Raw genomic sequence first — 25,267 nt, 5'->3', positions numbered from 1 at the left:
CCATCTCATAACGATATGGTTTCGTTCCTCCGCTGCCGCGAGGAACGTCCCATGGAAACCAGGGTCTATTTCGCCACCAACCGCAACCACACCGCCGATCCGGCCGAGCCCTTCGGGAAGAACTACAACCCCGATGGCCCCTTCTGCGTCCGCTACGGCTATGCCGATGTGACGGTGAAGGGGAAGAAGCCGCACGACCCGAAATCCTACGCCGTGAAGACGGTGGAGGTGATCGCCGATGTCATCGATGCCGGCGACCCCGCCACGAAGCGCCCGCCCACCTACGGGTCCGACATCGCGCTGCCGGCGCTGCGCGACCGGATGCGGGCGAACAAGGCGGACCTGCTGGTCTTCATCCACGGCTTCAACTGCAGCTTCACCGATGCGCTGGAGAATGCGGCGCAGCTCCGCCAGGTCTATGCGACGGCGAAGCGGCCGCTGGAGGTGGCGGTCTTCTCCTGGCCTTCCGATGGCCGCACGGTGGTGCCGGACGTCTCGGCCGAATCCTCCCGGCTGCGCCTCGCCTATTTCAACGACCGGACGGATGCCGAGGCCTCCGCCAGCGCCATGGCGCGGGTGCTGAAGAAGCTGGTCGATTTCGTGAAGGAGATGGCGCAGGACGAGATGTGCGGCCAGCGCATCCACCTGGTCGTGCATTCCATGGGCCATTTCGCGCTGCGCCACGCCATCCAGGCCTTCGGGCGGGACTACAAGCCGGGCGGCATGCCGCGCATCTTCGACAACATCTTCCTGATGGCGGCGGATGAGGACAACGACGCCTTCGAGCTGGCGCACAAGTTCCAGCGCCTGCCGGAGCTGGCTTCCGCCGTGCATGTCTACTACGCCAACAACGACCGCGTGCTGCAGGTCAGCGACATCACCAAGTCCAACCCGGATCGCCTGGGCGTCGCCGGGCCGCGGACGCTGACGGACCTGCCGCGCAAGGTCACGCTGGTGGATTGCACCCAGGTCTCCGGCGGCGGCAGCGGGCACAGCTACTACCGGCTGAGCCCGCCGGTGACGAATGACGTGCAGGCGGTGCTGGCCGGCATCCCCGGGGACATCATGGACTGGCGCCACTACGTCCCGGCCGAGCGCGGCTTCCGGATCACTCCCTGACGGGGGGCGCGGCGCCGCGCAGCGCCGCCACTTCCGCGCGCAGGGCCCGGATTTCCTGCAGCAGCATCCGGGTGTCGAGATGCGCCTCGCTCCGCGCCGCCTCCGTCGCCACCTGGGCGGCGCGGGCATCGGCGCTTTCGCGCTGCTCGCGCAGCGTCTGGATGCTTTCCACGATCACGCCGATGAAGAGGTTGAGCACCACGAAGGTGGCCAGGATGGTGAAGGGGAAGAAGAACAGCCAGGCCAGCGGCACATGCTCCATCGCCTGGCGCACGACATTGCCGAAATCATCCATCGCCATCAGCTGGAACAGCGTGAACAGCGCGGTGCCCAGGTCGCCGAACTGCTCCGGCATCACGTCGCCGAACAGCTTCGTCGCCATCACGCCGAAGACGTAGAAGATCAGCGCCATCAGCAGCACGATGCTGCCCATGCCGGGCAGGGCGGCCAGCATCGCCTCCACCACGTTGCGCAGGCTCGGCACCACGCTGACCAGGCGCAGCACCCGCAGCACGCGCAGCGCGCGCAGCACGGCCAGCGGGCCGCTGGCCGGCGCCCAGGCGATGCCGACCACGATCAGGTCGAAGATGCCCCAGGGGTCGCGGAAGAAGCGGCCGCGGAAGGCGTAGATGCGCAGCGCCAGTTCCGCCGTGAAGATCCAGAGCAGGAGGTGGTCCAGCGCCACCAGCGGCCCGCCCCAGGCGGCCATGATGCTGTCCGAGGTCTCGAGCCCCAGCGTCACGGCGTTCAGCAGGATCAGCGCGGTGACGCCGTGCTGGAACCGCTTGGACAGGATCAGGCGCGCCAGGCGTGCGCGCGGCGAGGCATCGGCGTCCGCCGCCGTCAGGACTTCCTGCATCGAATCGATCACCCCCGGTTGCCGCAGGGAATGGCGGCAGGCCGGGGCGATTTCAAGGCATCGTGATCAGCCGCCGAGGAGGAGGGCCGGCACGCCGAAGATGCCGCGGTGGAAATGCAGCAGCGCCGCCCAGACCAGCAGCCCCACCAGCGGCGGCATCAGGCCGATTTCCTTCAGCGCCAGGCGGTTGCGGCCCGCGGCGATGGCGCCGAAGGGCAGGATGGAGGTCTGGGCCGCGAAGCGCGGCCAGGCTTCCGGGTGGCGGGCCGCCAGCTTGGCGTCGATCGAGGGCATGCCGAGGAAGGCCGTCACCGCGAAGGCGCCGAAGAAGACCAGGGCCGCGGTATCGCCATTGGCGATCATGTGGATCACCGCCCAGCCGCCGAAGGACCACAGCATGGGGTGGCGCGTGACGCGCTGGATGCCCCGCGCTTCCTCCCCCAGCCCCTTGTTGCCGAAGGCGGTCGGGTTCCGCTTGTGGCTGGCCATGAACAGGATGAAGACCGGCAGCATCAGGAAGGCCAGCACCCAGCGCAGCTCCGCGGGCGCGGACCAGAGGAAGACCGTCTCCGACCGCCGCCAGGCCATGACCATGGCGAAGATCAGCACGAAGGAGAGGATGGAATAGCCCAGCAGGAACCGCTTCTCCCCGACCGCGGCCACCAGGCGGCCGCGCAGCGCGGTGCCGGAGACGCCGACATGGACGCCGACCCAGGCGATGGCGAGCAGGATCAACAGGACGAACATGCGGCAGGCTCCGGCGCGGTGTCGCCGGGCAGGGTAGCCGAAGCGCGGCGCCGCGGGCAGGTTCATCCGCAACAGCGGGACCGGAAGCCATGGATGACGAGACGATGCGCCCCTTCGCCTTCGTGCTGGCGGTGAAGGACCTGGAGGCCAGCGCCGCCTATGCGAGGGATGCGCTGGGCTTCGAGCTGGGCTGGGCGGAGATGCGCGGCTGGCGGCTGCTGACGCGGGGCGCGGTGCGGCTGATGATGGGCCATTGCCCGGAGGCGCTGCCGGCCGCGGAGACCGGCGACCACAGCTGGTTCGGCTACCTCGAGGTCGATGACATCGACGCGCTGCATGCCGAGTTCGCCGCCCGGGGCGCGCTGGTCCTGAACCCGCCGAGCGACCGGCCGCACGGGATGCGGGAGATGGTGGTGGCCTTCCCGGAGGGGCACCGGCTGATGCTGGCGCAGGCGCTGGACTGACGGTTCAGGGCCGCCAGGCGCGGTGGTAGGGATGGTTCGTCCGGATCGCCTGCGCCCGGAACAGCTGCTCCGCCAGCAGGCCGCGGACCAGGAAATGCGGCCAGGTCAGGGGGCCTAGGGACAGGCGGTGGTCGGCGCGGTCCAGCACGGCGGGGTCGAGCCCCTCCGCGCCGCCGACCAGGAAGGTGATGGGGCGGGCGAGGCCTTCCCATTTCTCGACCAGCGCGGCCAGGGCCTCGCTGGTCGGGGCCTGGCCGCCGAGGTCGAGCGCCACCGCGAAGGCCTGGGGCGGCAGGGCGGCGAGGAGGGCCTGGCCTTCCCGCCGCCGGATCTCCGCCGCGCTGGCGCCCTGGCCTTCGGGCAGCTCCGTCACGGCCAGGGCCGGGCGGAGACGCGCCGCGTGCTGGTCGAACAGCGCCTTCTCCGGCCCGGGCTTGATGCGCCCGATGGCGAGGAGGCCGAGCCCGCGGGAGCGGGGAGCGGCCCCGCCGCGCGAGCTGGAAGCGGCGCCGCCGCGGGTCACGCCTCGTCGTCGTCCTCGATGCCGGGTTCCGGCACGCTGCCGTCATCGGGCAGGGGCGTGCGGTCGAGCGTGGAGGCGCCGGGGCTGTCCGGGCCCCACATCCGTTCCAGCGCGTAGAGCTGGCGGGCTTCGGGCTTGAAGAGGTGGATGACGAGGTCGCCCGCATCGATCAGCACCCAGTCCGGGGAGGCCTGGGTGGCGTCGCGGCGGAGCTTCAGGCCCTCCTTCTCGAAGGCATCCTCGAGGTGGCTGGCCATCGCCTGGATCTGGCGGTCCGACAGGCCGGTCGCGATCACCAGGCGGTCGGCGTAGTCCGCGCGGCCGGTGACGTCGAGGATGGCGATGTCCTCGGCCTTGTCCTCGTCGAGGGATTTGCGGGCGGCTTCCACCAGGCGGTCGAGCAGGGCGAGGGGCACCTTCTCCCGCTTCGCGGCCTTGGCGCGGGTGGGGCGGGGGGCCTTGGTGGCGGTGGCCTTGGCGGCGGCGGCCTTGGGCTTGGCGGGGGCCTTGGCGGGCGCCTTCTCCGCGGCGGCCTTGGGCTTCGCGGCAGCCTTGGCCGGGGCCTTGGTGGCGGTGGCCTTGGGCTTCGCGGGCGCCTTCTCAGCCGCTGCCTTGGGCTTCGCGGCGGCTTTGGCCGGGGCCTTGGCGGCCGTCGCCTTGGGCTTGGCGGCGGGCTTGGCGGGCGCCTTCTCAGCCGCTGCCTTGGGCTTCGCGGCGGGCTTGGCGGGGGCCTTGGCGGCCGCTGCCTTGGGCTTGGCGGCGGGTTTGGCGGGCGCCTTCTCAGCCGCTGCCTTGGGCTTCGCGGCGGGCTTGGCCGGGGCCTTGGCGGCCGTCGCCTTGGGCTTCGCGGCCGCCTTGGCGGCGGGCGCCTTCGTCGTCGCGGCCGCCTTGGCAGCGCGCTTCGGCTTCACATCCTCCTCGGCGGGCGCCGCGGGGGTCTTGGGCGTGCGGGCGATGGCCGCCTCCTCTCCAGAACAGGGTTCAACACGACCTAGCACAACGGCCACCGTCACGCCGCGCGCATCGCCGCCCGGATCGCGGTGGCGGAGGCAGCGTGCTCGGTCGCCGGCACGAAGGACCAGGGGGCATGCGCCGGGCGGGGGCCCGAGAGCAACGCGGCGGGCCGCCGACGGTGGCGCGCCATCCGATGCGCCGCCTTGCCCGCCAGCGCCACTCTTGTCCAGCCCGGGCGCGGCAGCACGGCGATCGGCGTGCGCGCCACCAGCGCCTCCCACCCCCGCCAGCGCGGCAGCTGCGCCAGGTTGTCCGCCCCGATGACGAAGACGAAGCGCGCCCGCGGGAAGCGCCGGCGCAGCGCCGCCAGCGTCGCGATGCTGTAGCGGGTGCCGAGCCGCGCCTCGATGTCCGCGGCCACGATCCGCCGGCCATCGGCGATGCGCCGCGCGCTGGCCAGGCGCTGCGCGAAGGGCGCCATGCCGGCGCGGGGCTTCAGCGGATTGCCCGGGGAGACCAGCAGCCAGACCTCATCCAGCCGGAGCGCCCGGCGCACCACCCGGGCGACATGGGCGTGCCCCTCATGCGCCGGGTTGAAGCTGCCGCCCAGCAGCCCGATCCGCCGGCGCCGCCGGTCCCCCCAGGAATTGATGGTCAATGGATGCGCACCGTCACGCTGACCGGCTGCCCGGCCAGCCCCGCATAGGTGGCCGTGTAGGTCCGCCCCGCCTGCACCGGCAGCGCGGGGGAGAAGCCGCCGAGCGAGACGATGTCCCCCGCCCGCAGCCGGCGGCCCTGTTCCCGCAGATCCTTCACCAGCCAGGCCAGCGCGTTCAGCGGATGGCCGAGCAGCGCGCTGCCCGGGGCGCGGGACAATTCGCGCGTGTCATCCGCCAGCGTCACGGTCATGGAGGCCAGCGCCGCGGCGAATTCGGGCGTCGCCTGGGCCGCGATCTCCTCCCCCACCACGCCGAAGCGGGCGCCGACATTGATGGAGACCAGCAGCGGCCCGGACCAGGGCACGTTGCCGCCATGGACCAGGTCCGGCAGCTCGATGAAGGGGATCACGGCGTCGAGGTGGCGGAGCAGCGCGACGGGATCCTCGCCGGCCTCGTTCACCCCCTCATCCCTGACGCGCACCAGCAGGTCGCTTTCCACCGCGGGGACGATGCCGAAATTCGCGGGAAACTCGGCGCCGGAGCGGGCGCGCAGCGTGCCGTGGAAGATGGCGCCGGCCACGGGATGCGGCACGCCGAAGCGGGCCTGGGCGGCGGGGTTGGTCAGGCCGACCTTCCAGCCGACCTGGTCGCCCCAGGGCTGCGCCAGCACCGCCACCAGCCGGTCCCGCGCGCAGAGGGCATCGGCCATGCTGAGCGGGGCCTCCGGCAGGGGTGCGGGCCGGCGGTCGAGGATGGCGGAGGCGAGCCGCGCCACGGAGGGCACGTCCGGGCAGGCGGCCAGGGCCGCGCCCGGCAGCAGGGCAAGGGCCAGTGCAGCCAGGCTGCGGAACATCGCGTGTCTCTCCCCGACAGGATGGTTGGCGCCATCCTAGCCGGGAATCCGCGCGCGATGCAGCCTGCTAGCTGTTCGGCCGCCCGCCGGTGGCGCCCTGCACGTCGCCGGTCGTGTAGCTCGCCTCCGCCGAGGCCAGCAGCACATAGGTGGCCGCCAGCTCCACCGGCTGGCCCGGGCGGCCCATCGGGGCCTCCGCGCCGAATTGCGGCAGCGCGTCCGGCTGCTGGCCGCCGGAGGGCTGGAGCGGTGTCCAGAAGGGGCCCGGCGCCACGGCGTTCACGCGGATGCCCTGCGCCGCCAGCTGCTTCGCGAGCGAGCGCGTGAAGGCGATGATGGCGGCCTTGGTGCCGGAATAGTCTAACAGCGCGGCCGGCGGGTCATAGGCGACGACGGAGGCGGTGTTGATGATCGCCGATCCCGGCCTGAGATGCGGCAGCGCCGCCTTCGTCAGCCAGAACAGCGCGTAGAGGTTCGTCTTCATCGTGCTGTCGAACTGCTCGGTCGTGATGTCGGCGATCGAGGTCTGCGCCGTCTGCCGCGCCGCGTTGTTCACCAGGATGTCGAGCCCGCCCAATTCGCGCGCCGCCTGCTCCACCAGCCGCGTGCAGAAATCCTCCTGCCGCAGATCGCCGGGGATGGCGACGGCCTTGCGCCCGGCCTCGCGGATCAGGCGCACGACGTCGCGCGCATCCTCCTCCTCGGCGTCCAGGTAGTTGATGGCGACGTCGGCACCCTCCCGCGCATAGGCGATGGCGGCGGCGCGGCCGATGCCGCTGTCGCCGCCGGTGATCAGCGCGCGGCGGCCGGCCAGGCGGTTGCTGCCGCGGTAGCTGGTCTCCCCGTGGTCGGGCTTCGGATCCATGCGGGAGGCGAGGCCCGGCCAGGGCTGTTCCTGCCGCGGGAAGGGCGGGCGGGGGAACTTCTCCCGCGGATCCGCCAGCAGCGCGGGGCCGGGCTGGGCGGGCGTGGCGGGCTGTGCCTGGGCCTGGGCCTGCGCCAGGGTGAGCGGGACCGCCGCGCCCGCGGCGCCGAGCACCAGGCGGCGCGCGAAGTTCTTCTGTTCGTCGGTCATGCGGGCTTCCCCCCTGTGTGTCAGGGGGAAAGACCGTGGCGCCAGCAAGGTTCTAATCGACAGCGAGACTGTCGGCGCCGTTACGGTCGCGTCTGGCCCGTGCCGATCACCTGGTAGCGCCAGGTGCAGAGCTGTTCCGGCCCCACGGGACCGCGCGCATGCAGGCGGCCGGTGGCGATGCCGATCTCCGCGCCGAAGCCGAATTCGCCGCCGTCGCAGAACTGCGTGGAGGCGTTCCACAGGCCGACGGCGGAGGCGAGGCCGTTCAGGAACTGCGTGGCCACGGCTTCATCCTGCGTGACGATCGCCTCCGTATGCTCGCTGCCGAAGCGGCGGATGTGGTCGAGCGCCTGCCCGACGCCCTCCACCACCTTCACCGAGAGGATCGCATCCAGCCATTCCGTGCGGAAATCCTCCTCGGTCGCGGCGGGAAGGTCCGGCACGATGGCGCGCGCGCGGTCATCGGCGCGGAAATCGCAGCCCAGCGCGCGAAGATCGGCGACCAGCAGCGGCAGCAGGGATGGCGCGATGGCGGCGTCGATCAGCAGCGTCTCCGTCGCGCCGCAGACGCCGGTGCGGCGCATCTTCGCATTCGCCAGGATCGTGCGCGCCATGGCGGGATCGGCGGCCGCATGGATGTAGGTGTGGCAGAGCCCCTCCGCATGGGCCAGCACCGGCACGCGCGCTTCCTGCTGCACGCGCGTCACCAGCCCCTTGCCGCCGCGCGGGATGATGAGGTCGATGAGACCCGCCGCGCGCAGCATCGCCGCGACGAAGGCGCGATCCGCCGTCGGCGCGATCTGCACCGCGGCCTCCGGCAGCCCCGCGGCGCGAAGCCCCTCCGCCATGCAGCCATGGATGGCAGCCGCACTCCGCGTGCTTTCGCTGCCGCCGCGCAGGATCACGGCGCTGCCGGCCTTGAGGCAGAGCGCGGCGGCATCCGCGCCGACATTCGGTCGGCTTTCATAGATCATGCCGATGACGCCGAGCGGCTGCGTCACGCGCCTTATCACCAGGCCGTTCGGCCGCGTCCATTCCGCCAGCACGCGGCCCACGGGATCGGGCAGCGCGGCCACCTCCTCCACCGCGCGCGCCATCGCCTCCACCCGCGCGGGATTCAGCAGCAGGCGGTCACGGAAGGCGGCGGAGAGACCCGGCGCACCCTCGACATCCGCGGCATTGGCGGCGATCACCACATCGGCGCGCGCCCGCAGCGCCGCCGCCGCCGCCATCAGCGCCGCATCCCGCTGCGGTCGCGGCGCGGTCGCCAGCACGGCCGAGGCCTCGCGCGCGGCGCGGGCAGCGGTATCGAGCAGCTGGGCAACATCGTCAGCGATCACGTTCATGCGGGGTCATCCTCCGCGCGTATGGGTAGCGCCTCGCCACCGCCAAGGGAAGCGCACGGAAGCGTGCCATCAGGGAAGCGAATATCGGCGATGCGGATGCGCGATTGGCGTGAACGGCGCGCCGGAACCATCCTGGGTCCAACAACGAAGCCCTGGATGACGGACCCATCGATCCGCCCCGCTTCGTCGCCAGAGAGTAAGGAAGAGTATCATGAGCACCATCAACCGCATCGCCGCCGCCGTGATCGCCGCCGGCGTCGTCGCCGCCTCCCCCGTGCTGGCGCAGGACGCGTCCTACCCGCGCAGCGTGGGCACGGGCGAGAACTCCTCGGTCGAATACGGGCCCGCGGGCAGCAGCAACATCGTCGGCGGCGGCCGCGTGGCCGTGCAGTACAACAGCCGCGGCGAGGCGACCGTGAACTACCTCGACCAGAACCTCGCCCAGGCGCCGCGCCCGGGCCAGGTGCCGGTGCAGGTCGGCACGGGCGAGAACTCGGAGACGGTGTGGGTGCCGTCCACGGGCAACGCCTACACGACCCGGCTGCAGGCCTTCGGCGCTCGCGGCTGACGCGGGTCGTCCCTGGAGAGGGGCTGCGCGCCCCTCTCCAGACCTCACCCGCGCCAGGGTCCAGCGGGACCCTGGACCGCGAGGTTATTGGGCGGTGAAGGGAGGGGCACGGCGCGACCGATGGTTCGGAACGCGCTCGGTGCCCCTCCCTTCACCGCCCAATCTCATGGGTTCCCAAGGGCCCGCTGGCCCTTGGCAGGGTTGGGGTACGGGGAAGGGACGGCGTCCCTTCCCCGGGCCACCCGCGCTACCGCGGCAGCCGCAGCCCCGCCAGCCGGATGATGCCGTCCGGGCTGGGTTCGAAGCCTTCCATGCCCGCGCGCATGGCCCAGAACCAGCGGTAGTGGAACAGCATCATGTGCGGCCGTTCCGCCATCCAGAGGGTGGCGGCTTCGCGGTACAGCGCCTGGCGTTGTGGCGTGGCCGTGACGGCGCGCGCGCGGGCGAAGAGGTCGTCGAGGCGCGGGTTGGCGTACTTGCCCCAGTTGAGGAAGCCGTCGGAGGCGAGCCAGAAGCTGATATTGCCATCGGGGTCGGGGCGGCCTGACCAGATCGCCATCGCGGCTTCGTAGTCGCCGCGCACCGTGCTGGCGACCATCGTGCTGGCCTCCAGCGTTTCGATGCGGATGTCGAAGCCGCCTTCCGCCGCCATGGACTGGATGATGGTGGCGATCTGCGTTTCCATCGGCTGGTTCGCGACCTTCAGCGTGAAGGAAACGCGGTCATGCCCCGCGGCGCGCAGCAGCGCGCGGGCGCGGGCGGGGTCGCGCGCCGGTGCGGCGAGATCCGCGAAGTGGTAGGGCGTGCCGGGCGCTTCCGGCTGGTTGTTCGGCGTGAAGCGCCCTTCCATTGCGACCTGGTTGATGATGGCGCGGTCGATGGAGAGTTCGAAGGCTTCCCGCACGCGCGGATCGGCGCCGAGGGGCCGCTGCGCCAGCGGCCCGCCGGCGATGTTGAAGCTGATGGTCTGGTAGGCGATGGAGGGGCCGGCGACGATGCGGATGCGCCGGTCGCGCTCCGCGGCCGGAAGGTCGGAGGGTGCCACGCGCTCGATGAGGTCGAGCTGCCCGCCGCGCAGATTCAGCAGGCGGACATTGTTGTCGGGGATGGGCAGGAAGACCAGGCGATCGGCGTGCATGTTGGCCGCGTTCCAGTGCCCAGCATGCTTCTCCATCTCGATGCGGTCCTGCGCCACGCGCCGCGTCAGGCGATAGGGGCCGGAGCAGACGGGATTTTCCCCAATTCGCTCCGCCAGAGGCAGCACGGCGGGGGACAGCATCATGCCCGCGCGGTCGGACAGCACGGAGAGCAGCGGCGCGAAGGGCTCGCTGAGCATGAGGCGCAGGGTGCGGGGATCGACGACGACGACCTCGCTCACCTGGCGGAGTTCGGTGCGGCGGCGGCTTTCGCGCGCGGTGCGGTAGCGGTCGAGATTGGCCTTCACCGCCGCGGCATCGATCGCGCTGCCGTCATGGAAGCGCGCGCCGTCCCGCAAGGTCAGCGTCAGCGCCATCCCGTCCGGCGACCATTGCCAGCCGGTCGCGAGTTCCGCGCGGAAGGAAAGGTCCGGCGCCACATCGACGAGCTTGTCGCAGAGCGCGGAGAAGACCACGCGCTCCACGAAGCTGCCGCTCTGCGCGGGGTCCAGCACGTTCGGATCGGCGCCGATGCCGATGCGCAGCGTGGTCTGCGCCGAGGCGGGCGCGGCCAACAGGGCCAGCGCGGCGGCGAGGTGAAGGGGGCGCATGCGGTGGCTCCTGCCTGGGGCCGCCGAGCCTGCCGCAGGACCAGGCGGGACGGAACCCTGCCTCAGAGACCGTTTGAGAACACCGGCGGGTCGGCTTCGCTGGGCTTTTCCGCGCCGGGGTCGTGCCGTAGGCACGCCTGCGGCGTGACGCCGGGCTTGCCGATGCAACCAGCATCGGCCGCGCCCGGCGCCTTCCCCGCACGAAAAATTCCTCGCGAATCCTCAGCCGCCGGCATTCTCAAACGGTCTTTCAGCCCGGCGGCAGCGCGACGCGTCCCAGCGCGGCCTCGCCCCTGCCGCCAGCCGACAACCCGCCGGTGCCGAGCACGTAGAGCGCGGGCTGGCCGGGCGCCAGCAGCACCGCCGTGCTGCCATCGAGCCCGGGCGCGGGAAACATGACAGGCGTCGCGGCGCCGGGGGGAAGCCGCGCCAGGCCCTCGGCATGGGTCGCGGCGTAGATCGTGCCGTCGGGCGCGATGTCGAAATCGTCCACGCCGCCGGTCATGCGCGCCATCGTCTCCGGCACGCCCTGCGGCGCCGTGCCGGCAAGGCGCAGCCGGAGCAGCTGGCGCGTGGCGGAATTGGACAGGATCAGCGTATCGCCCTGGCGCTTGATGCCGTTGACGCCGGGATAGGGCAGCGCGGGGTCGGGCGCGAGGAGGGGATGGTCGAGCCAGGCGCGCGCGCTGCCGGCCGCGAGGTCCACCTCCCACACCCGGCCGAGCGCGCTGTCGGCCAGCAGCAGGCGGCCGGGCGCAAGCAGCAGGCCGCCATTGGGGAAGATCGCCTCCGGCAGGGGGATGCGGCGCGTCACCGCGCCGGCGGCGTCCAGCAGCAGCACCGCGGCCTGCCCGCGCATCGCGCCGGGCCCGGCCAGGAAGGAGGTGCCGTGCACCGCGAGCGCGTGCCCGCCATCGCCGGTCGCGGCCAGGCTGACCGGATGCACGTCGAGGGTCGCGAAGCGCGTCGCGCCGCCGGCGGGCGACCAGGCCTCGACCGCGCGGGCGAAGTAGCTGGTGAACAGCACGCTGCCATCCGGGCGGATGGCCAGGTTCTCCAGGAAGGTGCCGTTCGGGTAGCGGGCCAGGATCTCGGGCGCGGGCTGCGCGCGCGCGGCCGGGGCGAAGGCGAGGGACGCGGTGGCAAGGCCGAGGCCGCGGCGGTTGAGCATGGCGGTTTCTCCTGGGCAGGGCGGCGGTCAGCCGCGGAAGATCGTTTCGGCGCGGAAGGCGCCGGGCGGGTCGCCATGCAGCGCCCAGAAGGCCTCCGCCACCCGGTCAGGGTCGAAGGCGGTGCCGGGGGCGACGGGGCCATCGACGGTGACGGTCGCGGCGTGGATGCCCTCCGGCGCCAGTTCCGCGTGCAGCGTCAGCGCCAGGCTGCGCAGCCCGGCCTTCCCCACCGCCAGCGATGCCGCCGGCAGCCAGTTCAGCGGGTTGAGCGCCAGGCCGCCGCCGGTCAGCAGGATGGTGCCGCGGCCCGCGGCGCGCATGCCCGGCAGCACCGCGCGCAAGGCCGCCAGCGCACCCGTGACGTTCACCGCGAAATCCCGCGCCAGATCGGCGGGGTCGAGCGCGGAGGGGCCGGGCATGGCGATGGTGGCGCGATAGGCGTTGTAGACCAGCACATCCGCCCCGCCCGCCAGCGCCCGCGCCAGGCTTTCCGGCACGCCGGCATCGGCGGCCGAAAGGGTGACGCCGGGCGCCGCCAGCGCGGCGTGGCGCGCCGGATCGCGCGCCAGGCCCAGCACCTGGTAGCCCCCGGCCGCGAAGCGCCGCGCGATGGCCGCGCCAAGCCCCGGGCCGAAGCCGACGACGGCGCAGCGGGCGGTGTGTTCATCCATGGGGTGGCCCCTTCGAATTCCCTCGACCGCAGCGGATGTCTGTCTGCTAGTGGCGATGAACAACGCGCGAGGGGCTGATATCGTCATGAAGCGCATTCATAGTGCGGCGCTCGACCTCAACCTCCTGAAGGTCTTCGACGCGGTGATGCAGGCGCGCAGCGCGTCGCGCGCCGCGGCCCTGCTCGGCATCAGCCAATCCGCCGTCAGCCACGCCCTGGCCCGGCTGCGGGAGGTGACGGGAGACCCGCTGTTCATCCGCACCGCCGGGCGGATGGAGCCGACGGCGCGCGCGCAGCGCCTGGCGGCGCCCATGCATGACGCGCTGGTGCAGGCGGCGCGCGCCCTGTCGCCGGAGGGGGAGGAGAGCTTCGACCCCATGGCCAGCGATCGCGTCTTCACGCTGGGCGCGGGCGACTATGCGGCGACGGTGCTGCTGGCCGGGCTGGTGGCGGAGATGGCGTCGGCGCGCTGGGGCATCCGCCTGGCGGTGCTGCCGGTCGATCGCCAGACGGCGCCGGACATGCTGGATTCAGGGCGCATCGACCTGGCGCTCGGCCTGCTGCCGCAGCAGCGGCGCTGGCATGAATCCGCCGTGCTGTTCGAGGAGATCCAGTCCTGCGTCTTCGACGGCATGCGGCTCGGCATCGAGGCGCCGATCTCCCTGCCGCAATTCTGCGCGCTGCCGCATCTCATCCCCTCCCTCCACGCGGATTTCCCGACCTTCGTGGATGAGGAACTGGCGGCGCGTGGCCTGGCGCGGCGCAGCATCCTCGCCACCGCGCATTTCCTCTCGATCCCGCTGATGCTGAAGCGCGCGGCGGCGATCTCCAGCCTGCCGCGCCGGCTCTGCCTCGCCTGCGCCAATGCCTCCTCGCTGACGGTGAGTCCGCTGCCGGTGCCGGCGCGGCGCTTCGACATCTCCCTGCTCTGGCACCGGCGGGACAGCGCATCGCCGGCGCATCGCTGGCTGCGCGACCGGATCAGGGCGCATAATCCGCCGGGATGAGGCGCTATTCCACGCGGATGTTGCCCGATCGGATCACGGGTTCCCACTTCACGCGTTCCGCCTGCCAGGCGGCCGCGAATTGCGCGGGGGTGGTCGGCATGGGTTCCAGCCCGTTGCGGTTCAGCGTCGCGATCACCTCCGCATCGCCCAGCGCCTGGCGCATCGCCTCCGACAGCCGGTTGACGATGGGGTCGGGCGTGCCGCGCGGCGCGGTGATGGCGTACCAGGAGGCGACGTCGAAGCCCGGCACGCCGCCTTCGGCCACGGTCGGCACGGCGGGCAGCAGGCGGGACCGCTGCGCGGTCGGCACGGCGAGGGCGCGCAGCCGTCCCGTCTCCACATACTGCATCACGGATGGCGCGGTGGCGAAGGAGTAGTCGATGCGGCCGGAGAGCAGGTCCGTCGCCACCTGCGCGCCGCCGCGGTAGGAGACGCCGATGGTCTCGATCCCCGCCAGGCGGTCGAGCATCAGGCCGGAGAGATGCGGCGAGCCGCCGATGCCGCTATGGCCCCAGGAGAGCGTGCCCGGCGCCGCCTTCGCCGCGGCGACGAGGTCCGCGACACCGCGCCAGGGCCGGTCCACCGGCACGGCGAGGATGTTGAAGAGATCGACGGCGATGGAGACCGGCACCAGGTCCCGCAGGGGATCGACCGGCATGCGCATGACCATCGGGTTGATCACCAGCGTGCCGATGGTGCCGAGCAGCAGCGTGTGGCCATCGGCGGGCGACCGGGCCACCGCCTCCATCGCGATGTTGCCGCCGGCGCCGGGCCGGTTCTCCACCACGATGGACTGGCCGAGGATCTCCCCCATGCGGGGGCCGAAGGCGCGCACGGCGATATCCGTGGCGCCGCCGGGCGTGAAGCCGACGACGATGCGGATGGGGCGGTTCGGGAAGCCGTCCTGCGCCAGGGCGGGCGCCGCCAGCGGCAGGCTGGCGGCAAGCAGGGCACGGCGCGTGAGGCGCGGCATGGTCGTTCACTCCCCTTGGTTGCCTCCCTTGTAGGGGAGGCACCCGGGGGGATGAAGTCAGGCGACGGTCAGGCCGACATCGACATTGCCGCGGGTGGCGTTGGAATAGGGGCAGACCTGGTGGGCGCGGGCGACCAGGGCCTCGGCCTCCGCACGGTCCCAGCCCGGGATGCTGACGGTCAGGTCGGCGGTGATGCCGAAGCCGCCTTCGCTGCGCGGGCCGATGCCGACCTGCGCCGTCACCGTCGCATCATCCGGCACCTTCCGGCGGTCCTGCGCGGCGACGAACTTCATGGCGCCCAGGAAGCAGGCGGCGTAGCCGGCGGCGAAGAGCTGTTCCGGGTTGTTGCCGGGGCCGCCGGCGCCGCCGAGTTCCTTCGGCGTGGCGAGCGTCACGTCCAGCGCGCCATCGGCGGTGCGGGAACGGCCATCGCGGCCGCCATTGGCGGTGGCCTGGGTGCGGTACTTCACATCGACGGGCATGGGAGCCTCCTTGCTGAGGGCTAATCAGTAGCAGGCGATTCAATTGCGCACAACTCAATTGGACGCGATGGGGTGGCGGTGCTAGAGGATGGGCGATGACCGATCCCGCCCGCTGCCGGAGCCTGGAGGACAACCTCTGCTTCGCCGTCTACCAGGCGAACCACGCCTTCACCGCGGCCTATCGCCCGCTGCTGGAGCCGCTGGGCCTGACCTATCCGCAGTATCTCGTGATGCTGCTGCTGTGGGAGGCCGATGGCCTGGCGGTGAAGGAGATCGGCGGGCGGCTCGGCCTCGATTCCGGCACGCTGACGCCGCTGCTGAAGCGGATGGAGGCGGCGGGGCTGCTGAAGCGGGCGCGGGATGCGGCGGATGAGCGGCAGGTGCGGATCGCGCTGACGCCGCGGGGCCGCGCGATGGAGGCGGAGGCGGCCGCCATCTTCCCCGCGCTGGCCTGCCGCGCCGGGCCGGATGCCGCGGCGCTGCGCGATGCGCTGCTGGCGCTGGCGGAGCGGCTGCGGGAGCCCGCCCCGGGCCAGGGCTCGCTCAGCCCGCCATGAAGTTCCAGTCGGTGCCCTGGTTCGCCACATAGCCATTGGCGGCGATGGTGGTGGACTGCATGGCCCAGTACCAGGACATGCCGTTGCTGTTGCGGAAGACGATGTCCGCCAGCCCGTCGCCGGTGACGTCGGAGACGGCGACGATGCTCCAGGCCGCGCCGGGATTGCCGATCGGGGCGTTGCGGGCGGCGATCGGCCCGTCCATCAGCCAGGCCCAGACCATGCCGTCGCTGTGCTGCCAGATCACGTCGGCCCGCCCATCGCCATCGAGGTCGCCGAAGCCCTTCACCTGCCAGCCGGCCCCGGGGCTCGGCTGGCCGCCATTGCCGATGATGCCGGTGCCGTCCATCAGCCAGGTCCAGAACAGGCCGCTGGAATGGCGCCAGAAGATGTCGCCCTTGCCGTCGCCATCGGCATCCGCGATGCCCTGGACGGTCCAGCCCGCGCCGGGGGTGTCGAGCCATTGGTGGCGCGAGGAGCCGCTGGTGCCGTCCATCAGCCAGAGATAGGTCTGCCCGCTGGCATTGCCCCAGACGATGTCGGCGCGCGTGTCGCCATCGAGGTCGCCGGTCGCGCGCACGGTCCAGCCGCTGCCGGGGTCGAACAGCGTGGTGCCGCTGGCGCTGCCCATGGTGCCGAAGCGCAGCCCCGCGCCGCCGGGCAGGCGCCACAGCAGCTCCGCCGCCCCGTCGCCGGAGACATCGGCGGTGGCAAGCAGCACGGCGCCGGAGGCGGGCGAGGCGACGCTGCCCGCGGTGGCGCCGCCGGTCCCGAAGACGAGGGCGGTGAGCGCGCCGTCGCTGCCGCGCTGGGTGATGAGGTCGGCGCGCGCATCGCCATCGAGGTCGCGCCGCAGCGGCTGCGCCAGCGTGACGCGGCGGTCGGTGAATTGCAGGAACTCGACGCCGTAGAGGACATCGACGCCGTCCTGCCCGGCATCGACGGTGACGGCGCCATCGGCGTTGCGCCGCCATTCGACATCGGCGGCGCGGCGGCCATAGGCCACGGAATCGCGCCCGAAGCCGGCCAGGATGAAGTCATCCCCCGCATCGCCGCGCAGCGTGTCGTTGCCGAAGCCGCCATCCAGCACGTCGTTGCCGTCGAAGCCGCGCAGCGAATCATTGCCGTTGTTGGCGTAGAGGCGGTTGTCCGCCGCATTGCCTTCCAGCGAATCATGGCCGCGGCCGGTGATCGCGATCTCGATCCAGGTGTCGTAGGCGATGGCGTAGGGCACGCTGCCCGTGCGCACCACCCCGGGCTCCAGGCTGATGGAGAGGCTGGCGCTGCTGGCGGAGAAGTCGAAGGTATCGGTGCCGCCGGCATCCCAGATGGTGCGGATGCCGCCGCCGAAGCCGGTCGGCAGATAGAGGTCGTTGCCCGTCGCCGTGGTCATGTTGCGGCCGTACATGACCTGCAGCGTGATGAGGTCGAGCGGCAGGAAGGTCGCGGCCTCGATCCCGCCGGGGGCGGCGGTGTAGGACATGACCGTGACGCCGCGATTGTCGAGCGCGGTCGGCAGGCGCACCGGCGCCTCGAAGGAATGCTTGAGGCCGAGCGCGTGCCCGATCTCATGCACCAGGGTCAGGTAGTTATAGCTGCCGGGCGTGACGCCGGTGATCTGGCTGCTGCGGTTGGCGACCCAGACATCGCCGCCGGCCTCGTTGGCATTGGGGTAGTAGGCATAGGCGGCGGCGCCGGCATCGATGTAGCGGGTCAGGCCGAAGCGCATCTCCCCGGCGCTGTTGCCGGAATCCAGCACCTCCGTGAAGCGGATGCCGACGGCGCGCGACAGGTCCGTGAGGATGGCGCGCGTCGCCGTCTGCATCTGCGTGGTGAAGAAGCCGGCGCCGAAGAAGGGTGCGGAGTTCGGGTAGACGGTGTTGCCGTAGGTGGTGTCGAAGAGGCTGCCGGCGGTGATGAAGCTGTAGGTCAGGCTCACGCCGCTGCCCATGCCGCCGCCCCATTTGCTGCCGACGATCAGGGCGTTGATGAGGCTGTTGTCCGTCAGCGGCACCTGGGAGACGGGCGTGCTGCTGGAGAGGATGGTCATGGGGGACTCCCGGTGGGCGAGTCCATGATCCGCCGAACGGATCGAAGGTGTAAAGAATTGATTAACCGCTGAGGGAATTGTGAACGGCGGCCCTCAACCCCGCGCGCCGCCCGCCTGGGGCAGCACGACCAGGTCGTCGCGGTGGATGATCTCGTCCCGCCCGCGCCAGCCCAGGATCGCCTCGAGCTCCTCGCTGCGGTGGCCGGCGATCAGCTTCGCGGCATCGACATCATAGGCGGAGAGGCCGCGGGCGAGTTCGTGGCCCGCCTCGTCGCGGACGGAGACGGGGTCGCCGCGGCCGAAGCTGCCTTCCACGGCGCGGACGCCGGCCGGCAGCAGGGAGGAGCCGCGCGCGAGCGCGCGGGCGGCGCCGGCATCCACGGTGAGCACGCCGAGCGGCGCCAGGCTGCCCGCGATCCAGCGCTTGCGGGCGGAGCGGCCTTCGCCTTCCGGCAGGAACCAGGTGCAGCGGGCGCCCTGTTCCATGGCGGCCAGCGGCCGGTCCTGCTTGCCGAGCGCGATGGCCATGGCGCAGCCCGCGCCGGTGGCGATCTTCGCCGCGATCAGCTTGGTGCGCATGCCGCCGGAGGAATAGCCGGGGGGCGGTTCGCCGCCCATGGCCATGATCTCCTCCGTGATGTGGGGCACCACGGGCAGGTGCGCGGCATCGGGGTTGCTGCGCGGGTCGGCGGTGTAGAGGCCGTCGATGTCGGACAGCAGCACCAGCGCATCGGCCTCCACCATCTCCGCCACGCGGGCGGCCAGGCGGTCATTGTCGCCGAAGCGGATCTCCGCCGTCGCCACCGTGTCGTTCTCGTTGATCACGGGGATGCAGCCCAGCGAGAGCAGCGTGCCGAGGGTGGCGCGGGCGTTCAGGTAGCGGCGGCGATCCTCGCTGTCCTCCAGCGTGAGGAGGAGCTGCGCGGCGTTGAGGCCGACGCCGCCCAGCGCCTCCGCCCAGGCGCCGGCCAGGCGGATCTGCCCGACCGCGGCGGCGGCCTGCTTCTCCTCCAGCCGCAGCTTCTTGCGCGTGAGGCCGAGCGCGCGGCGCGCCAGCGCGATGGCGCCGGAGGAGACGAGGATGACCTCCACCCCCCTGGCGCGCAGCGCGGCCACATCCTGCGCGACGCCGGCGAGCCAGGCCGCGCGGGGCGCGGCCGTGCGGTCATCGACGACGAGCGCGGAGCCGATCTTGACGACGACGCGGCGCGCCGCGCGGAGGTCGGGGCTGGGGGGGGCAGGCTGCATGGTGCGGGCGGGCGTAGCATGGGCGGGCGGGACCGGGGAGGCCCGCCCGGGCCGGGGTCAGCGCTGCGCCACCCGCGTATTGCCGGCGGGGCGGATCTCCACCGGCACCACGCCGGTCTGGAAGCCGATTTCCCGCGCCGCGCGGGGGGACAGGTCGATGATCCGGCCGCGCGTATGCGGGCCGCGGTCGGTGATGGTCACGGTGGTGGTCGCCCCGGTGCGCAGGTTCGTCACCTGCGCGCGGGTGCCGAGCGGGAGGTGCAGATGCGCGGCCGTGGCGGCCTGGGTATCGAATCGGGCGCCATTGGCCATGGGTCGGCCCTGGAAGCGCGTTGAATAAACTGCCGCGTCCCCGCGCTGAGGCTCGAAGGCCTGGGCGTTGAGGGGGACGAAACATGCGAGGGCCAGGGCCGCCGGCAGGAGCCGGAACCCGAGGATCGATGTCGTCATGCCCCCACCAAAGACTCGGATCGGGGGGCTTGGCAACCCCGGCAGTGGCAATGGGGGCGGGGCGCCCTGGCCCGGGGAAGGGCGGGGGAGGGCCCTTCATCCCGGTTTTCAGGGCCTTCCGCCGCCCCGCTGCGGCTTCACGCGAAGACCATATCCGCCGCGCCCAGCGCCGTGGTGACGCCCTGGAGGAACAGCTCCTCCCCCGCCGTGCCCAGATGCACCGCGAGCCCGGCCATGCCCCAGCGCGTCTCGACCGCCTGGGTCACCTCCGCGGCGCCATAGCCTTCCAGCCAGAGCCGGTCCGTGCCGCGGGTGAAATCCACTACCCAGTCATGCCCGTCCCCCTTGGCGAAGACGAAGACATCCGCCCCAGCGCCGCCCGTCAGCCCATCATCGCCGAGGCCGCCGCGCAGCACGTCATTGCCGCCCAGGCCCTGGAGGTCGTCCGAGCCCGCGCCCCCCTGCAGGTAGTCCGCGCCGCTGCCGCCCTTCAGCCAGTCATCCCCCGCCGTGCCCGCCACCGTCGCCGTCGTCGCCGGCAGCGCCACCGCCACCACGCTTCCGGCCGCGAAGCTGCCGGAGAGGCCGAGCTGCTTCGGCGTCACCGCGCCCACGCCATCCAGGAACAGGGAGGTGCCGTCCGCCACCGAGAGCAGCAGGCCGGAGACGCCGGAGACCACCGCCAGCTTCGCCGTGATCTCCGCCGTCGTGATGCCGGACAGCACCACCTTGTCCACGCCCGGCGTGAAATCCGTGACGCGGTCCTGGCCCTCGCCCCGCACGACATAGATGCGGTCCGCCCCCGCGCCGCTGGTCATGACGTCATTGCCCGCCTGGCCGCGCAGCTGGTCGTCGCCATCGCCGCCGATCAGCACGTCATTCCCCACCCCGCCATAGAGCAGGTCATTGCCCGCGCCGCCGGCCAGCGTGTCGTCGCCCGTGCCGCCCTGCAGGTAGTCATTGCCGGCGCCGCCGGAGAGGCTGTCCGCCAGGCTGCCGCCGCGCAGCGTGTCATCGGCCGCGGTGCCCGCCAGCACCAGGCCCGAGGGTGCGGCCACCGGCACGTCCTTCAGCACCAGGTCATTGGCGCCGAGCGCGGTGACGCCCTGCAGGAACAGCTTCTCCCCGTTCGGCAGCAGCACGTCGAGCCCGGCCATGCCCCAGTAGCTGGCCGCCTTGGTGGTGACCTGCGCGGCGGTGAAGCCGTGCAGTTCCAGCCTGTCCGTGCCCGGGGTGAAATCGACCACCCAGTCCACGCCATCGCCCTTGGTGAAGACGACGGTATCCGCGCCGCTGCCGAGGGTCAGGCCATCATCGCCGCGGCCGCCCTCCATCCGGTCATTGCCCGCGGCGCCCTGCAGGTCGTCATGGCCCGCGCCGCCGGTGATGGTGTCCGCGCCCGCGCCGCCCGCCAGCGCATCATCCCCGGCCGTGCCGGTGAGCGTCTGGTTGGTGACCGCGGGGGTGGGCGTGGTGGGGGTGGTGGTGCCGGTGTACTGGGAGACGCGCACCCAATCGACGCTGATGTCCACGCTGTTGACGCCCGACGCGTTGGGCGAGCCGTACCAGCCATCATAGGCGGTGCCGACATGGCCCTGGAGGCCGACCGACATCTTCTCATGCGGGATGTTCTGCGTGGTGGTGTAGATCGCCTTGCCATCGACATAGAGCGTCATGCGATCGGGGAACCAGTCCAGCGCATAGGTGTGCCACTGGCTGTGGTCGAGCGGGAATTCGTAGCTGGCGTACCAGTCGTCGTTGTTGCCGCCGGGCCCCTGCCAGTGGTTGGTGAACATGCCGTTGCCGCTGGCCGGCGTCTCCAGGATATCGACCTCCGGCGGCCAATGGTCGTTGGAGGTCGGCCAGAGCAGGAAGCAGGGGCCGGCGCCCGTCACCTCCGCGCTGGTCTTGGCGCGGATCTCGACGCGGCCATAGAGGAAGCCGTTGCCATGGCCATCGGGGGCGCCGGCATAGGGCGCGCTGCTGAGGCCGCCCACGGACCACAGGCCGTTGGACTGCTTGTCCATGCCGATGGTGAGTTCGCCATTGCCGACCGTGAGCTGGCTGGCATCCCAGTAGAAGGCGCCGTTCCAGTAGGTGGAGCCGCTATAGGTGATCGGCCATTTCTGCCAGTCGAGCTGCGAGCCGTTGAAGCCATCGAAGAAGACGGTGTTCCAGCCCGTCATGTCGAGCGGCGTCGGATTGGTGTCGGTGGTCGTGCCCATGGGGGTCGTGTCCTCGTTCCATCACGGCGCCGTGATGCGCTCGCGGGAGTGTGAGGCCACAACTCACGGTAGTGTGTCTAGTATAAAAGTATGCAATCTAAGTTTGCCCGATAAACCAACAGGTTGCGCGGCGCCGTTAAGGTATCAAACCGGCCCTGTTGCATCGAAAACGGCAGCGAAAGCGGCAGCGGCGGGGCTCCGCGCGGCGTTCCGGGGCGGGTGGCGGGGGCTTTCGCCGGCCTGGATCAGCCTTGGCGACGGGCCTCGATCGCGGCCTGCAGCGCCTTCAGCACGGCGGCCACACCATCCCCGGTTGCACCGGAGACCAGCAGCGCCGGCCGCCCCGCGGCGCGCGACAGCGCCTTGAGGCGGGACGCCGTGGCCTGCGGCGTCATCGCATCGCATTTGTTCAGCGCCACCACTTCCGGCTTCTCCGCCAGGCCGCCGCCATAGCCGGCCAGCTCCTCGCGGATGATGCGGTAGGCGCGGGCGGGGTCGGCGGCGGTGCCGTCCACCAGGTGCAGGAGCACCGCGCAGCGCTCCACATGGCCGAGGAAGCGGTCGCCGAGGCCCGCCCCCTCATGCGCGCCTTCGATCAGGCCGGGGATGTCGGCCAGGACGAATTCCAGCGAGCCGTCCGGCGTCGGCCGCCCATCCGGCTGCAGCCGCACCACGCCGAGCTGCGGGTGCAGCGTGGTGAAGGGGTAGTCGGCGATCTTCGGCCTGGCGGCGGAGACGACGGAGAGGAAGGTGGATTTGCCGGCATTGGGCAGGCCGACCAGGCCGGCATCGGCGATGAGCTTGAGGCGCAGCCAGATCGACCGTTCCTCCCCCGGCCAGCCCTTGTCGGCGCGGCGGGGGGCGCGGTTGGTGGAGGTCTTGAACATGGCGTTGCCGTGCCCGCCATCGCCGCCGCGGGCGATGACCACGCGCTGGCCGACCTCCGTCAGGTCCGCCAGCAGCGTCTCCTTGTCCTCGTCCAGGATCTGGGTGCCGACGGGGACCTTCATGATGACGTCGTCGGAGCCCGCGCCGGTGCGGTCGCTGCCCGCGCCGTTGCCGCCCTTGCGCGCCTTGAAGTGCTGGGCGTAGCGGTAGTCGATCAGCGTGTTGAGGCCGTCCACGGCCTCGATGATCACGTCGCCGCCCTTGCCGCCATTGCCGCCGTCGGGGCCGCCGAATTCGATGTATTTCTCGCGCCGGAAGGCGATGACGCCATCGCCGCCATCGCCGGCCTTCACATGGACCTTGGCTTCGTCGAGGAACTTCATGGCGGTTCTTCCCGGCGCCTGGCGTCAGGCCAGCGGCACGATGGAGTGGCCTGCGGCCGACGAAATCGGCCGAGGCCGCGACAGGCGATGCCAGCGGGGCGCCGCAGGCGGCCCCTGGCATCAGCCGGTGCCGTGCGGCCGCCATCCCCCGGACATGCGAACGGGGGCCTTGGGGCCCCCGTCCAGAACCTCGCCGGGATGGCGGGCGTGATTACTCGGCGGCGACCGCGAGCGGCGTGACGGAGACCTGCACGCGGCCTTCGGCCTTGCGCTCGAACTTCACATGGCCATCGACGACCGAGTGCAGCGAATGCGTGCGGCCGACGATGACGTTGGTGCCGGCCAGCATCTTCGTGCCGCGCTGGGTCACGAGGATGTTGCCGGCCTGGACCAGCTGACCGTCGCCCCGCTTCACGCCGAGGCGCTTGCCGGCGGAGTCGCGGCCGTTGCGGGACGAACCGCCTGCCTTCTTGTGTGCCATGAGGGTGCTTCCTGTCTCTTGCTCAGGCCGCGGCGATCGCGGAGATGCGGAGCACGGTCTGCATCTGGCGGTGGCCGTTCTTCCGCCGGCTGTTCTTCCGGCGGCGCTTCTTGAAGATGATCACCTTGTCGCCGCGGGTCTGGGCTTCGACCACCGCGGTGACGGTGGCGCCCGGGACGGTCGGCGCGCCGACGGTCAGGCCGGCATCGGTGCCCAGCGCCAGGACGTCGTGGAAGGTGATGGTGGCGCCCGGCTCGGCCTCGAGCTTCTCGACGGTCAGGACGGCGTCAGGGGTGACGCGGTACTGCTTGCCGCCGGTGCGGATCACTGCATAGGTCATGTTCGCGCTCGGGCTTTCGGGGTCCGGTGCTTCTGGGCGGGTACGCCCGGAGAGGTGGTGACGCTGCGGCCATGTCTGGCCGCCGGCGGCCCTGGGGTTGAGCCTGGAACGCCGGAGGGCGCAGCCTATAGCGGCGGCGCGAGGGAGGAGTCAACGGGAACGCCGCGGCGGGAGGTTGCGCGCCGCGCCCCGCGTGACTATACGGCGCCACCGCCTGCGGAGAGGTGGCGGAGTGGTCGATCGCGTCGGTCTCGAAAACCGAAGTAGGTGCAAGCCTACCGTGGGTTCGAATCCCACCCTCTCCGCCAGAATCCCGCCCCCCCCAGCATGGCCGGCACCCCGCTGAAGGGGGGCAAACGCGGCCCCACCCTCCCCTCGCTCCGCCCGGCCGCCTACCGCGCCACGCGGCCTTCCAGCGGATAGGCCGGGTCGTTGTAGCCCGGCGTGGAGGGATGCCCGGCCGTCACCAGGCCATCGACCAGGGCCTCATCCTCCGCCGTGAAGCGGTAGGAGAGGGCGCCGACATATTCCTCCCACTGCTCCATCGTGCGCGGGCCGCCGATGACGCCGGTGATGAGTTTGTTGTTCAGCACCCAGGCGAGGGCGAATTGCGCGGCGGAGACGCCGCGAGTCGCGGCATGGGCGGCGATGTCGGCGGCGATGTTCAGGCTTTCCGGCCGCCATTCCGTCTCCATCATGCGCTTGTCGCGCCGCGCGGCGCGCGTGCCCTCCGGCGGCGCGACATTCGCGCGGTACTTGCCCGTCAGCACGCCGCGCGCCAGCGGCGAGTAGGGGAAGACGCCGAGGCCGAAATGCGCGCAGGCGGGCAGGTGCTCCACCTCCACCATGCGGTTCAGCGCGTTGTAGAGGGGCTGGCTGACCACGGGGCGATCGATGCCGGCCTCGTCGCAGAGGCGGCAGATTTCCGCCACGCGCCAGGCGCGGTGGTTGGAGACGCCGAAGTAGCGGATCTTGCCGGCGCGGATCATGTCGGCCAGCGCGCGGACCGTCTCCTCCAGCGGTGTGTCGTGATCCTCCTTGTGCAGGTAGAGGATGTCGATGACGTCGGTGTTGAGGCGCTTCAGGCTGGCATCGACGGCGCGCATGGCGTGGTAGCGGGACAGGCCGCGGCCATTCGGGCCGGGCTCCATCGGATTGGCCATCTTGGTGGCCAGCACCCACCAGCCGCGATCCTGCGCGATGGCGCGGCCGACGACTTCCTCCGACTTGCCGCCATTGTAGGTGTCGGCGGTGTCGATGAAGTTCACGCCCTGCTCCTTCGCGCGGGCGATGATGGCGTGGCTGTCGGCCTCGCTGGTGGCGTCGCCGAACATCATGGCGCCAAGGCAGAGGGGCGAGACCTTCAGGCCGCTGCGGCCAAGCTTGCGATAATTCATCAGATGCTTCCTGCCCGTTTGGTGGGCTG

26 protein-coding genes and 1 tRNA gene are annotated in these 25,267 nt (G+C 71.7%); 6 read left to right on the top strand and 21 right to left on the bottom strand.

The annotated features are described in order from the left end of the window. Nucleotides 1-51 precede the first annotated feature (51 nt). Nucleotides 52-1,119, top strand: coding sequence for an alpha/beta hydrolase (locus JJI54_RS01660; RefSeq protein WP_203070307.1), 1,068 nt, complete (start codon nucleotides 52-54; stop codon nucleotides 1,117-1,119). Here JJI54_RS01660 and JJI54_RS01655 read toward each other — a convergent pair. Both JJI54_RS01655 and JJI54_RS01650 read right to left on the bottom strand, forming a co-directional pair. Then, entirely contained in the window at nucleotides 1,109-1,990 is an 882-nt protein-coding gene (locus JJI54_RS01655) for an ion transporter (protein ID WP_318987426.1), read from the bottom strand. The two genes, JJI54_RS01660 and JJI54_RS01655, sit on opposite strands and share 11 nt — an antisense overlap. Before the next feature lie 54 nt (nucleotides 1,991-2,044). After that, complete coding sequence (locus JJI54_RS01650) at nucleotides 2,045-2,725, bottom strand: NnrU family protein (protein ID WP_203070306.1); 681 nt, start codon at nucleotides 2,723-2,725, stop codon at nucleotides 2,045-2,047. A gap of 89 nt (nucleotides 2,726-2,814) precedes the next feature. On the opposite strand from JJI54_RS01650, the gene JJI54_RS01645 reads away from it, so the two are divergent. Next, nucleotides 2,815-3,189: a VOC family protein gene (locus JJI54_RS01645; protein WP_203070305.1), complete on the top strand. Its 375-nt coding sequence runs from the start codon at nucleotides 2,815-2,817 to the stop codon at nucleotides 3,187-3,189. A gap of 4 nt (nucleotides 3,190-3,193) precedes the next feature. Here the strand turns inward: JJI54_RS01645 and JJI54_RS01640 are convergent, their stop codons facing one another. From JJI54_RS01640 to JJI54_RS01615, 6 genes are all read right to left on the bottom strand, one after another. After that, nucleotides 3,194-3,637 (bottom strand): 23S rRNA (pseudouridine(1915)-N(3))-methyltransferase RlmH, encoded by a 444-nt coding sequence (locus JJI54_RS01640; protein ID WP_203072282.1) that lies wholly within the window; start codon nucleotides 3,635-3,637, stop codon nucleotides 3,194-3,196. Nucleotides 3,638-3,708: 71 nt separating this feature from the next. Further along, nucleotides 3,709-4,725, bottom strand: coding sequence for a ribosome silencing factor (gene rsfS / locus JJI54_RS32900; protein WP_318987425.1), 1,017 nt, complete (start codon nucleotides 4,723-4,725; stop codon nucleotides 3,709-3,711). Then, nucleotides 4,722-5,324 carry a nicotinate-nucleotide adenylyltransferase gene (locus JJI54_RS01630; RefSeq protein ID WP_203070304.1) on the bottom strand — a complete coding sequence of 201 codons (603 nt, stop codon included), beginning with the start codon at nucleotides 5,322-5,324 and terminating at the stop codon, nucleotides 4,722-4,724. Before JJI54_RS01630 ends, rsfS begins: the two co-directional genes overlap by 4 nt. Continuing rightward, nucleotides 5,321-6,178 (bottom strand): 2-keto-4-pentenoate hydratase, encoded by an 858-nt coding sequence (locus tag JJI54_RS01625; protein WP_203070303.1) that lies wholly within the window; start codon nucleotides 6,176-6,178, stop codon nucleotides 5,321-5,323. Before JJI54_RS01625 ends, JJI54_RS01630 begins: the two co-directional genes overlap by 4 nt. Nucleotides 6,179-6,245: 67 nt before the next feature. Then, on the bottom strand, nucleotides 6,246-7,253 hold the full coding sequence (locus JJI54_RS01620; protein ID WP_203070302.1) for an SDR family oxidoreductase: 1,008 nt from the start codon (nucleotides 7,251-7,253) through the stop codon (nucleotides 6,246-6,248). A gap of 80 nt (nucleotides 7,254-7,333) precedes the next feature. After that, on the bottom strand, nucleotides 7,334-8,599 hold the full coding sequence (locus JJI54_RS01615) for a glutamate-5-semialdehyde dehydrogenase (protein WP_203070301.1): 1,266 nt from the start codon (nucleotides 8,597-8,599) through the stop codon (nucleotides 7,334-7,336). Nucleotides 8,600-8,810: 211 nt separating this feature from the next. On the opposite strand from JJI54_RS01615, the gene JJI54_RS01610 reads away from it, so the two are divergent. Continuing rightward, on the top strand, nucleotides 8,811-9,167 hold the full coding sequence (locus JJI54_RS01610; protein ID WP_203070300.1) for a hypothetical protein: 357 nt from the start codon (nucleotides 8,811-8,813) through the stop codon (nucleotides 9,165-9,167). 247 nt (nucleotides 9,168-9,414) lie between these two features. Here JJI54_RS01610 and JJI54_RS01605 read toward each other — a convergent pair whose 3' ends face one another. From JJI54_RS01605 to JJI54_RS01595, 3 genes are all read right to left on the bottom strand, one after another. Continuing rightward, entirely contained in the window at nucleotides 9,415-10,914 is a 1,500-nt protein-coding gene (locus JJI54_RS01605; RefSeq protein WP_203070299.1) for an ABC transporter substrate-binding protein, read from the bottom strand. Nucleotides 10,915-11,164: 250 nt separating this feature from the next. After that, on the bottom strand, nucleotides 11,165-12,085 hold the full coding sequence (locus JJI54_RS01600; protein ID WP_203070297.1) for an SMP-30/gluconolactonase/LRE family protein: 921 nt from the start codon (nucleotides 12,083-12,085) through the stop codon (nucleotides 11,165-11,167). Nucleotides 12,086-12,112: 27 nt separating this feature from the next. Further along, nucleotides 12,113-12,757 carry an SDR family oxidoreductase gene (locus JJI54_RS01595; RefSeq protein ID WP_203070295.1) on the bottom strand — a complete coding sequence of 215 codons (645 nt, stop codon included), beginning with the start codon at nucleotides 12,755-12,757 and terminating at the stop codon, nucleotides 12,113-12,115. A gap of 85 nt (nucleotides 12,758-12,842) precedes the next feature. Here JJI54_RS01595 and JJI54_RS01590 point away from each other — a divergent pair, with 85 nt between their 5' ends. Beyond that, complete coding sequence (locus JJI54_RS01590) at nucleotides 12,843-13,763, top strand: LysR substrate-binding domain-containing protein (protein ID WP_203070292.1); 921 nt, start codon at nucleotides 12,843-12,845, stop codon at nucleotides 13,761-13,763. A 4-nt stretch (nucleotides 13,764-13,767) separates the two neighbouring features. Here the strand turns inward: JJI54_RS01590 and JJI54_RS01585 are convergent, their stop codons facing one another. Continuing rightward, the gene (locus JJI54_RS01585) at nucleotides 13,768-14,736 is read right to left on the bottom strand and encodes a Bug family tripartite tricarboxylate transporter substrate binding protein (protein WP_203070290.1); all 969 of its coding nucleotides are present in this window, start codon (nucleotides 14,734-14,736) and stop codon (nucleotides 13,768-13,770) included. 57 nt (nucleotides 14,737-14,793) lie between these two features. Beyond that, nucleotides 14,794-15,219 carry an organic hydroperoxide resistance protein gene (locus JJI54_RS01580; RefSeq protein ID WP_203070287.1) on the bottom strand — a complete coding sequence of 142 codons (426 nt, stop codon included), beginning with the start codon at nucleotides 15,217-15,219 and terminating at the stop codon, nucleotides 14,794-14,796. A gap of 95 nt (nucleotides 15,220-15,314) precedes the next feature. Here JJI54_RS01580 and JJI54_RS01575 point away from each other — a divergent pair, with 95 nt between their 5' ends. Beyond that, on the top strand, nucleotides 15,315-15,776 hold the full coding sequence (locus JJI54_RS01575) for a MarR family winged helix-turn-helix transcriptional regulator (RefSeq protein ID WP_203070285.1): 462 nt from the start codon (nucleotides 15,315-15,317) through the stop codon (nucleotides 15,774-15,776). Here the strand turns inward: JJI54_RS01575 and JJI54_RS01570 are convergent. The 7 genes from JJI54_RS01570 to rplU all read right to left on the bottom strand — a co-directional run bounded on the left by JJI54_RS01570 (nucleotide 15,763) and on the right by rplU (nucleotide 23,841). Continuing rightward, nucleotides 15,763-17,826, bottom strand: a complete 2,064-nt coding sequence (locus JJI54_RS01570; protein WP_203070283.1) for an FG-GAP-like repeat-containing protein — start codon at nucleotides 17,824-17,826, stop codon at nucleotides 15,763-15,765. The genes JJI54_RS01575 and JJI54_RS01570 overlap by 14 nt on opposite strands. Nucleotides 17,827-17,919: 93 nt before the next feature. Then, the gene (gene proB / locus JJI54_RS01565) at nucleotides 17,920-19,074 is read right to left on the bottom strand and encodes a glutamate 5-kinase (RefSeq protein WP_203070281.1); all 1,155 of its coding nucleotides are present in this window, start codon (nucleotides 19,072-19,074) and stop codon (nucleotides 17,920-17,922) included. A gap of 57 nt (nucleotides 19,075-19,131) precedes the next feature. Continuing rightward, the gene (locus JJI54_RS01560) at nucleotides 19,132-19,482 is read right to left on the bottom strand and encodes a septal ring lytic transglycosylase RlpA family protein (protein WP_226381436.1); all 351 of its coding nucleotides are present in this window, start codon (nucleotides 19,480-19,482) and stop codon (nucleotides 19,132-19,134) included. A gap of 179 nt (nucleotides 19,483-19,661) precedes the next feature. After that, nucleotides 19,662-21,749 carry a family 16 glycosylhydrolase gene (locus JJI54_RS01555; protein ID WP_203070277.1) on the bottom strand — a complete coding sequence of 696 codons (2,088 nt, stop codon included), beginning with the start codon at nucleotides 21,747-21,749 and terminating at the stop codon, nucleotides 19,662-19,664. Nucleotides 21,750-21,994: 245 nt separating this feature from the next. Continuing rightward, the gene (gene obgE, locus JJI54_RS01550; RefSeq protein WP_203070275.1) at nucleotides 21,995-23,020 is read right to left on the bottom strand and encodes a GTPase ObgE; all 1,026 of its coding nucleotides are present in this window, start codon (nucleotides 23,018-23,020) and stop codon (nucleotides 21,995-21,997) included. A gap of 211 nt (nucleotides 23,021-23,231) precedes the next feature. Next, a complete protein-coding gene (gene rpmA / locus JJI54_RS01545) occupies nucleotides 23,232-23,501 on the bottom strand; it encodes a 50S ribosomal protein L27 (protein ID WP_203070273.1) in 270 nt (89 codons plus the stop codon). 22 nt (nucleotides 23,502-23,523) lie between these two features. Beyond that, nucleotides 23,524-23,841: a 50S ribosomal protein L21 gene (gene rplU / locus JJI54_RS01540; protein WP_092963191.1), complete on the bottom strand. Its 318-nt coding sequence runs from the start codon at nucleotides 23,839-23,841 to the stop codon at nucleotides 23,524-23,526. A 218-nt stretch (nucleotides 23,842-24,059) separates the two neighbouring features. Here rplU and JJI54_RS01535 point away from each other — a divergent pair. After that, nucleotides 24,060-24,149 (top strand) — tRNA-Ser (locus JJI54_RS01535). An 84-nt stretch (nucleotides 24,150-24,233) separates the two neighbouring features. Here the strand turns inward: JJI54_RS01535 and JJI54_RS01530 are convergent. Then, nucleotides 24,234-25,238, bottom strand: a complete 1,005-nt coding sequence (locus JJI54_RS01530) for an aldo/keto reductase (protein ID WP_203070271.1) — start codon at nucleotides 25,236-25,238, stop codon at nucleotides 24,234-24,236. Nucleotides 25,239-25,267: the final 29 nt, after the last annotated feature.

The organism is Falsiroseomonas ponticola, assembly GCF_016805305.1.
GTDB lineage: Bacteria > Pseudomonadota > Alphaproteobacteria > Acetobacterales > Acetobacteraceae > Falsiroseomonas > Falsiroseomonas ponticola.
The sequence above is the reverse complement of the archived record's forward strand: the minus strand, read 5'-3'. Positions and strand labels throughout refer to the sequence as shown.

Coding starts and splice junctions, on each gene's coding strand:
- JJI54_RS01660 (WP_203070307.1), top strand. CDS start 52: ATGGAAACCAGGGTCTATTTCGCCACCAACCGCAACCACACCGCCGAT.
- JJI54_RS01650 (WP_203070306.1), bottom strand. CDS start 2,725: ATGTTCGTCCTGTTGATCCTGCTCGCCATCGCCTGGGTCGGCGTCCAT.
- JJI54_RS01645 (WP_203070305.1), top strand. CDS start 2,815: ATGGATGACGAGACGATGCGCCCCTTCGCCTTCGTGCTGGCGGTGAAG.
- JJI54_RS01625 (WP_203070303.1), bottom strand. CDS start 6,178: ATGTTCCGCAGCCTGGCTGCACTGGCCCTTGCCCTGCTGCCGGGCGCG.
- JJI54_RS01620 (WP_203070302.1), bottom strand. CDS start 7,253: ATGACCGACGAACAGAAGAACTTCGCGCGCCGCCTGGTGCTCGGCGCC.
- JJI54_RS01615 (WP_203070301.1), bottom strand. CDS start 8,599: ATGAACGTGATCGCTGACGATGTTGCCCAGCTGCTCGATACCGCTGCC.
- JJI54_RS01610 (WP_203070300.1), top strand. CDS start 8,811: ATGAGCACCATCAACCGCATCGCCGCCGCCGTGATCGCCGCCGGCGTC.
- JJI54_RS01605 (WP_203070299.1), bottom strand. CDS start 10,914: ATGCGCCCCCTTCACCTCGCCGCCGCGCTGGCCCTGTTGGCCGCGCCC.
- JJI54_RS01600 (WP_203070297.1), bottom strand. CDS start 12,085: ATGCTCAACCGCCGCGGCCTCGGCCTTGCCACCGCGTCCCTCGCCTTC.
- JJI54_RS01595 (WP_203070295.1), bottom strand. CDS start 12,757: ATGGATGAACACACCGCCCGCTGCGCCGTCGTCGGCTTCGGCCCGGGG.
- JJI54_RS01590 (WP_203070292.1), top strand. CDS start 12,843: ATGAAGCGCATTCATAGTGCGGCGCTCGACCTCAACCTCCTGAAGGTC.
- JJI54_RS01585 (WP_203070290.1), bottom strand. CDS start 14,736: ATGCCGCGCCTCACGCGCCGTGCCCTGCTTGCCGCCAGCCTGCCGCTG.
- JJI54_RS01580 (WP_203070287.1), bottom strand. CDS start 15,219: ATGCCCGTCGATGTGAAGTACCGCACCCAGGCCACCGCCAATGGCGGC.
- JJI54_RS01575 (WP_203070285.1), top strand. CDS start 15,315: ATGACCGATCCCGCCCGCTGCCGGAGCCTGGAGGACAACCTCTGCTTC.
- JJI54_RS01570 (WP_203070283.1), bottom strand. CDS start 17,826: ATGACCATCCTCTCCAGCAGCACGCCCGTCTCCCAGGTGCCGCTGACG.
- proB (WP_203070281.1), bottom strand. CDS start 19,074: ATGCAGCCTGCCCCCCCCAGCCCCGACCTCCGCGCGGCGCGCCGCGTC.
- JJI54_RS01555 (WP_203070277.1), bottom strand. CDS start 21,749: ATGGGCACGACCACCGACACCAATCCGACGCCGCTCGACATGACGGGC.
- obgE (WP_203070275.1), bottom strand. CDS start 23,020: ATGAAGTTCCTCGACGAAGCCAAGGTCCATGTGAAGGCCGGCGATGGC.
- rpmA (WP_203070273.1), bottom strand. CDS start 23,501: ATGGCACACAAGAAGGCAGGCGGTTCGTCCCGCAACGGCCGCGACTCC.
- rplU (WP_092963191.1), bottom strand. CDS start 23,841: ATGACCTATGCAGTGATCCGCACCGGCGGCAAGCAGTACCGCGTCACC.
- JJI54_RS01530 (WP_203070271.1), bottom strand. CDS start 25,238: ATGAATTATCGCAAGCTTGGCCGCAGCGGCCTGAAGGTCTCGCCCCTC.